Raw genomic sequence first — 7,047 nt, forward strand, 5'->3', positions numbered from 1 at the left:
GGGACGGTGAGGGATCACACGGGCGGCCGCGTTTCGTGCATGGCATCCCGGCGCGTGCGTAACAATGGGCCGCTATGGCATGGCGATCGAGGACCCGGCAAGTGGCGGCGGCGCTGGCGGCGGGCGCGTCGGCGAGCGCGCTCACCGCCTGCGGCATCACCGCCTTCGGCGGCACGACCGGACGCGAGGACGGGGCCGTCCCCCCGGGAGCCAAGGCCGAGTGCCCGGCCGTCCCCGCCCCCGACGGCGCCGCGGGACGCCAGCTGCGCGGCATGTGGATCGCCAGCGTCGGCAACATCGACTGGCCCCGGGACCCCCGCGCCTCCGCCGCCGACCAGCGCGGGCAGTTCACGCGCCTTCTCGACACCGCCGCCGCGATGAACATGAACGCGGTGTTCGTCCAGATCCGCCCCAACTCCGACGCGTTCTACGACTCCCCCTACGAGCCGTGGTCGCAGTGGCTCACCGGCACCCAGGGCAAGGACCCCGGCTACGACGTCCTGGCCTTCATGATCAAGGAGGCCCACGCCCGCGACCTGGAGTTCCACGCCTGGTTCAACCCCTACCGCGTCTCCCGCCACGACGACCTGAAGAAGCTGTCGCCCAAGAGCCCCGCCCGCAAGCACCCCGACTGGGTCCGCAAGTACGGCAAGGGCCTGTGGTACGACCCCGGCCTGCCCCAGGTCCGCGAGCTGGCCACCAACGCCGTCATGGACGTCGTCACCAAGTACGACATCGACGCCGTCCACTTCGACGACTACTTCTACCCCTATCCCGAGGACGGCGACTTCCCCGACGACGCCGCCTTCAAGGCCTACGGCGCCGGCATGAAGCGCGCCGACTGGCGCCGCCGCAACGTCGACACCCTCGTGGAGTCGCTGTCGGGCCGCATCCACGCCGCCAAACCCTGGGTCCGGTTCGGCATCAGCCCGTTCGGCGTGTGGCGCAACAAGAGCAGCGACCCCGACGGGTCGCCGACCGCCGCGCTGCAGAGCTACGACGACATCTACGCCGACACCCGCAAATGGATCAAACGCGGCTGGCTCGACTACGTCACCCCCCAGCTGTACTGGCCCATCGGCGACGCCCGCGCCGACTACGCCGAGCTCGCCCCCTGGTGGGCCCGCCAGGTCAAGGGCACCGGCGTTCAGCTGACCATCGGGCAGGCCGCCTACCGCGTCGGCGAGGACGCCGCCTGGCGCAAGCCCGACGAACTGTCGCGCCACCTCACCCTGAACGCCAAGTACCCGCAGATCAACGGCGACGTGTTCTTCAGCGCCTCCGACATCGCCGCCAACCGGCGCGGATCCGCCGCCCGCGTCCGCGCCGACCACTACACCCGCCCCGCCGTCCCGCCCGTCCCCGCCCGGCGCGGCGGGCAGGCGCCCCCGCCCGTCCAGGGCACCGCCGCCGCCCCCGCCACCGGCAAGGACGGCAAGGGCGTGAAGGTCACCTGGCGCGCCTCGCAGGGCGCCACCTCCTACGCCGTCTACCGCGTCGAGGGCGCCAAGCCCGGCTGCGCGCCCGTCGACCCCCGCCGCCTCATCGCCGCCGTCCGCGGCGGCGGCATCATCGACCCCACCGCCAAGCCCGGACGCTCCTACACCTACTCGGTCACCGCCCTGGACCGCCTCCACCACGAGAGCCGCCCCGGACGCGGCGCAACGGCCACCGCCCCCGAGGGATAATGATCATGCTCCGTGGGGAGGAATCTCACACCTGACCACCCCCCGGAGGTATGAAGCATGGCGCTGTCGATGGAGGAGCAGCGGATCCTCAGCCAGATCGAGGTCCGCCTGAAGGAGGACGACCCGCGGCTGGCCCAGCGCCTCGCCCGCCTCGGCACCCCCCGCGCCCGCCGCGCACGCACGGTCGTCCTCGCCGCGGCCGCCGTCATCATCGTCCTGGCCGCGGTCGCCGCCGGAATCGCCGCGGCGATCCTCTAGAGGCAGCCCGCCCGCCCCGCGCCCCGGCTCCCCGGCGGCCCCGCGGGAAAGGCCCTTCGCGCCCGCGCGGTGGCCGCGGAGGCGGCACGAGCGCGCCTCCGCGGCCACCGTGGCACGGCCGCGTCAGCGGACGCGGTCGTAGATCACGGCCATCTCGCCCAGCTCACCGGTCTCCTGGCGGCTCAGCGCCCACCCGGTCGACGGCAGGCCGTCCTCGAACAGACGCCCCCCGCCCCCGGCGATCTCGGGCAGGATCAGCAGGTACAGCCGGTCGACGAGGTCGGCGGCCAGCAGCGGCTTGATGACGCTGGCGCTGCTGTTGACCAGGATGTCGCCCCCGCCCTCGGCTCGCAGCCCCGCGACGACGTCCGCGGCGGGCGCGTTCACCACGCGGGTCCGTTCCCACGGCGCCTCGGTCAGGGTGGTGGACAGCACCACCTTCTCGGTGTCGACCAGCCACTTGGCGTATCCGCGGTCACGCGGATCGGCGCCCGCGTCCCCGGCGACCGCCGGCCAGAAACCCATGAAGCCCTCGGCGTTGACCCTGCCCAGCAGCGCCGTCGTGGCGCCCTCGTGGATCCGGGTGAGGTGGTCCCGGGCCACCTCGCTGGTCACATACGGGACGAACAAGCCGAAGTCGCTGGGGCCGCCGGGGCCGTGGTAGCGCCCGTCGAGGGTCAGGGCCAGATTCGCTGTCACCCTGCGGTCGGTGGTGCCGGTCATCTCATGCTCCTTGAGTCATCGTCATGGTCGGTGTCGTACTCGGTGTCGTGCCCTGTGCCCTGCGAAGATTCCGCGGCGAGGACCGCCGCGAGCTTGTCCAGGCTCTGCCCGAAGCCGATCTCGATGCCCGCGACGAAGTCCGCGGACTCGACCGTGCTGCCGGTGATCCGCACCCGGGCGTCCAGGCCGGTGCCGGCGCCCTCGGGGCGCAGGTCGAGATCGACGTGGGCGGTGAAGGCCGGCTCCCCGTCCGGCAGCACCGGGGAGGACCGGTAGGACAGGCGCTCGCCCGGCCGCACCTCGTCGACCACGCCCTCGGCGCGCCCGGCGACCGCGTCCGACCCGCCGGCGTCCTCGGCGTCGCGGTACTCCAGGACGACCCTGCCGCCCGGCCGCGCCTCGAACACGAGCGCGGACACCCGCAGGTCCTGCGGCGCCCACCACCCCGCCAGCAGCGACGGCTCGGTGAGGTGCCGCCAGACCGCCTCGGGACCCCGCGGCAGCGACCGGGCGAAGGCGAACGTGCGGCCGTCGGCCCACCCCGCCTCCCGCGCGGCGAGCCGCTCCGCCACCAGGCCGGCCCCGTAGCGGTCGAAGGTCTCGTGCGCGCCGCCGAGCCGGTCGGCGTCGTCGGCGAGGCGGCCGAGCGCCGCCGCCAGGTCCCGCAGGGGACCGGGCCGCAGCGCGTAGACGCGGCGCTGGCCGGCCCGCTGCGAGGTGACGACGCCAGCGCGCTCCAGCGTCTGCAGATGCTTGGTCGTCTGCGGCTGGCGCGCGCCGGCGAGCTGCGCCAGGACGCCGACCGGCCGCGGCCGCTCGGCCAGCAGGGCCACGAGCCGCCACCGGACCGGGTCGGCCAGGGCGTTGAGGATCTCCTCCATGGCCCAACCATTCCCCATGACGAATATTCCTGTCAAGGAATAATTTGGGATGTGAGAGGACGAGGGTGAGGAGGGTGAGAGTGGGCGCACGGCGGAGACGGCCCGCAAGGAGGGGCCGAGGAGGGGCGAACGCCAAGGCCCCGGCGGGATCAACCCGCCGGGGCCTTGGCGTCAAGCCGGTGTGGTGGTCGCCTCACGGCGAAAGGCACAACGAAGCTCCAGCCCGGACCGCATGGGACCGGCGGTATTCCCCGAAGGCATCAGGTAGAGCCCGGGGGACACATGCCACACCGACGCACCCACTCTAGCGGCTCCGCGCCAGTGCCTCCTCCACCGCCACCCCGCACGTGAACTTCACCTCACCCCGCGGTGAGGGTCGCCTGCGCCCGTGCACCGCCCCGCCGGGAGAAGCGTCCACGAATATGAGTCGATGCGGGGAAACGCGGGGAGACCGGCGGGTCGCCGCGCGGGGCCCGCACCGACCGCACACGAACGGGCGGCCAGACCCGGCACAGACGAGGGGACGGGGCAGTGCGCACCACGGGGACGGGGACCACCAGGCCTGCGGGCGGGGACACCAGAAACGACATAAGAAACGACCCCGGAAACGACAGCGAGAACGGCGATGGCGACGGCGGCGCGGAGGCGGCCTGGGATCTGGCCGCCGGCCCCAGCGCCCCGGCGCAGGCCCGCGCGCTCACCCGCCGGTCACTGCGCCGCTGGTGCGTCACCGGCCCCGACGACGTCGACGACGTCGTCCTCATCGTGGACGAGCTCGTCGCCAACGCCGTCGTGCACGGCGCCGGGCCCGTCCGCCTGGCCCTGCGCCTGGAGGCCGCACCCGCCGGGGTCCGCCTCACCGGCGAGGTCGGCGACGCCGACCCCCGCGCGCCCGGCGTGCCCGCCGGGCCGCCCCCCGTCCTGGACTGGGCCGAGGCCGGCCGCGGCCTGCTCCTGGTCGCCTCCCTCGCCACCGAGTTCGGCACCCGGCCCGCGCCGCCGGGCAAGACCGTCTGGTTCACCCGCGACCTGGACCCCATCGACGCCCCCGCCCTCACCCCTCGGCACCCGGCCCGCTGACACCCCGGCCCGCTGACACCGGCCGGTCAGGGGTCAGGCCTGCAGGGGGCAGCGGTCCACCACCCACACGTCCTCGTCCTCGCCCTCCGGCGGCAGCGGCGGATCGTCGGCCAGCCGGTCCAGATGCCACTCGATGTGGGCGAGCGGGCCCCGCCAGCCCGCCAGCAGGTCGGCCAGCGGGCGCGGCGGCCCCGGCGGCCCGTAGGGGCGCGGATCGGGCAGCTCGGCCTCCCACAACGCGTCGTCGCAGTCGGCCGCCCAGTGCGCCACCGCCTCCAGCACCTGCTGCAGATCGCGCGCCAGATCGCCCAGCGACCGCAGCGCCATCGCGTCCTGGATCATCCGCTCCCGCGCGTCGTAGGGCAGGTCCCGCCCGAACGCCGGCGGGAACGGCGGCGGGCGGCCCTCCAGCACCGGCTCGCGGCCCGTCGCCGCCGACCGGATCGCGGCCGCCTGCCACCGCGTCCACTCCGCCAGATGCCCCAGCACCCCCCGCAGCGCCGCCGCGCCCTCGCCGCCGCGGACCTGCGCGGCCGCGTCCCGCAGCCGCGACCGCACGAACTCCAGCCGATCCAGCGTCCACGCCCGCGCCCGCGCCGCGCCAGCCGGGCCCCGCGGCCCCGCCTCGGCCGCGGGGCGCGGCAAGGGCACCCGCAGCGCCGCCAGCAGGTCGTCCAGGTCCCGGACCTCGGCGCCCCGCCCCGACAGCACCGCCGCCCCGATCCGGTCGAGCCGGAACATCCGCGGCCCGTCGCGCATGCGGCACCACCCCACCAGGTACTCCCCGTAGGGGGCCACGACCAGGCCGTGGGCCTCCACGTCGCGGAAGCTGCGCGCCCCCGCCCGGTCGGTGTAGGCCAGCCGCACGACGCGGCGGGCGCGGACCGCCTCGGCGAGCGTGTCGTGCACCGGGCCCATCAGCGACCCGACCTCGCTCAGCGGCTCGCGCGCGCCGGGGGCGGGCAGCGCGTACCCGCGGCCCTTGCGGGCCAGCACGGGCAGCCCGCCGTGCCTCAGCAGCTCCAGGTCGCGGCGGACGGTCCGCTCGCTGACCCCCAGCCGCGCCGACAGCACCGCCGGGTCCAGCGGGTCGGGCGAGGCCGCCCGCAGCTCCGCGACGAGCGCCAGCAGCCGGTCTACGCGGTCCACGCCCCCATCGTGACCCCGCCCGCCCGCGAAACACCCTCCCGCAGGGGCTTAAAACCCTTACCGGCGCGGGGTTTCGGACCCCGCGCCGGATCCTGCGGCACGTCGCGGCGCGTCGCGGGCCGCGCCCCGCCGGGCAGATCGCCCGGCGCGGGTCAGCGGCCCGACAGCTCCACCGCCAGGCCCTGGAAGTCGGCCGCCGTCAGCGACAGCGCGCTGCCGATCGCCTGCGTGGCCTCCGCGCTGCCCAGATGCCGCGTCGCGGCGCGGTCCAGGTAGGCCTCCACGAGCCGCGCACCGGTCAGCCGGCCCCGCGGGCGCAGCGAACCCACCTCGCGGTTCACCACCGCCCACGCGTCCGACCCCAGGCGCAGGCTGCGCTCCTCGGCCAGCAGCCGCACCAGCGCCGCGCGCGCCTGCGCGCCCGACAGATCCGGCAGCCGCACCGCCCGCAGGTCGGTCACCAGCTCCGGCGACGCCGCCGACAGCTCCCCGACGCGGTCGGGCTCGCAGGTGCCCAGCAGCGCCGTGTCGTTCACGCCCTCCAGCCGCGTCCGGTACAGCACGGAGGCGTAGGCGGGGCCCTGCGACTCGTCCAGGATCAGCCCGTCCAGGCCGTCCAGCAGCAGGACGTGGCCCGCGTGCTGCTCCAGCGCGGCGCGCAGCCCGTCGGGGCCGTGCTCGCGCAGGTCCTCGGCGTGGACGGAGTGGACCTCGCCGCTGGAGGCCTCCACCTCCGCCAGCGCGCGGGCCGTCATCCGCGCCAGCCGCCGCTGCCCGCTGGAGGGCGCGCCGATCAGCAGCAGCGCCGGCGCCGACGCGCTCGACACGTCCTGCCCGCGCAGCCGCCGCGCCCACTTGCCGCGCCGCCGCACCTCGGTGATGACGCGCTCGATGTCGTCGGCGCCGCACAGGAACCGGATCCCGTAGGCCTCGGCGACCTGCGGGACCGGCTCGGGCGCGGGCGCCGGCGGCAGCGGGGGCGGCGGCTCGGGCACCGGCGCGGGGGGCGGGGGAAGGTCCGCGTGCGGCGCGGGGGGCGGGACGGGGGAGGGCCGGGCGGGGCCCGGCGGCGCGTCCGATCCGGGCCACGCCGGGCCCGGATCGAGCTGGGTGCGGAACGCGTCGGTGTCCAGCTGCGTCTCGTAGGGTTCCGACGGCCACACCGGCTCCGGGACAGGCTCCCGCTCCGGCGGCGGCTCGGGGGCCTGCTCCCGCGCCGCGGATCGCGCCTCCTCCGCCTCCCCCGCCGCCCGCCCCGGCGCGGGAGC

6 protein-coding genes and 1 pseudogene are annotated in these 7,047 nt (G+C 75.9%); 3 read left to right on the forward strand and 4 right to left on the reverse strand.

Annotated features, from left to right (window positions below):
- Positions 1-101 precede the first annotated feature (101 nt).
- Positions 102-1,688 (forward strand): family 10 glycosylhydrolase, encoded by a 1,587-nt coding sequence (locus tag AB0C69_RS09960; RefSeq protein WP_360352102.1) that lies wholly within the window; start codon positions 102-104, stop codon positions 1,686-1,688.
- Between the two features lie 57 nt (positions 1,689-1,745).
- On the forward strand, positions 1,746-1,946 hold the full coding sequence (locus AB0C69_RS09965; protein WP_360352105.1) for a DUF3040 domain-containing protein: 201 nt from the start codon (positions 1,746-1,748) through the stop codon (positions 1,944-1,946).
- 123 nt (positions 1,947-2,069) lie between these two features.
- Here the strand turns inward: AB0C69_RS09965 and AB0C69_RS09970 are convergent, their stop codons facing one another.
- On the reverse strand, positions 2,070-2,669 hold the full coding sequence (locus tag AB0C69_RS09970) for a dihydrofolate reductase family protein (protein WP_345183835.1): 600 nt from the start codon (positions 2,667-2,669) through the stop codon (positions 2,070-2,072).
- Positions 2,666-3,550, reverse strand: a complete 885-nt coding sequence (locus AB0C69_RS09975; protein WP_345183833.1) for a metalloregulator ArsR/SmtB family transcription factor — start codon at positions 3,548-3,550, stop codon at positions 2,666-2,668. The genes AB0C69_RS09970 and AB0C69_RS09975 overlap by 4 nt, the downstream gene beginning before the upstream one ends.
- Positions 3,551-4,081: 531 nt before the next feature.
- Here AB0C69_RS09975 and AB0C69_RS09980 point away from each other — a divergent pair.
- Positions 4,082-4,630, forward strand: coding sequence for an ATP-binding protein (locus tag AB0C69_RS09980; RefSeq protein ID WP_360352110.1), 549 nt, complete (start codon positions 4,082-4,084; stop codon positions 4,628-4,630).
- Positions 4,631-4,663: 33 nt separating this feature from the next.
- On the opposite strand, the gene AB0C69_RS09985 is transcribed toward AB0C69_RS09980, so the two are convergent.
- Together AB0C69_RS09985 and AB0C69_RS09990 are read right to left on the reverse strand one after the other, a co-directional pair.
- Complete coding sequence (locus AB0C69_RS09985) at positions 4,664-5,779, reverse strand: WYL domain-containing protein (protein ID WP_360352113.1); 1,116 nt, start codon at positions 5,777-5,779, stop codon at positions 4,664-4,666.
- Between the two features lie 152 nt (positions 5,780-5,931).
- Positions 5,932-7,047: pseudogene (locus AB0C69_RS09990) on the reverse strand (hypothetical protein); the annotation flags it as partial.

Source organism: Actinomadura sp. NPDC048032 (genome assembly GCF_040653175.1).
GTDB classification, from domain to species: domain Bacteria; phylum Actinomycetota; class Actinomycetes; order Streptosporangiales; family Streptosporangiaceae; genus Spirillospora; species Spirillospora verrucosospora.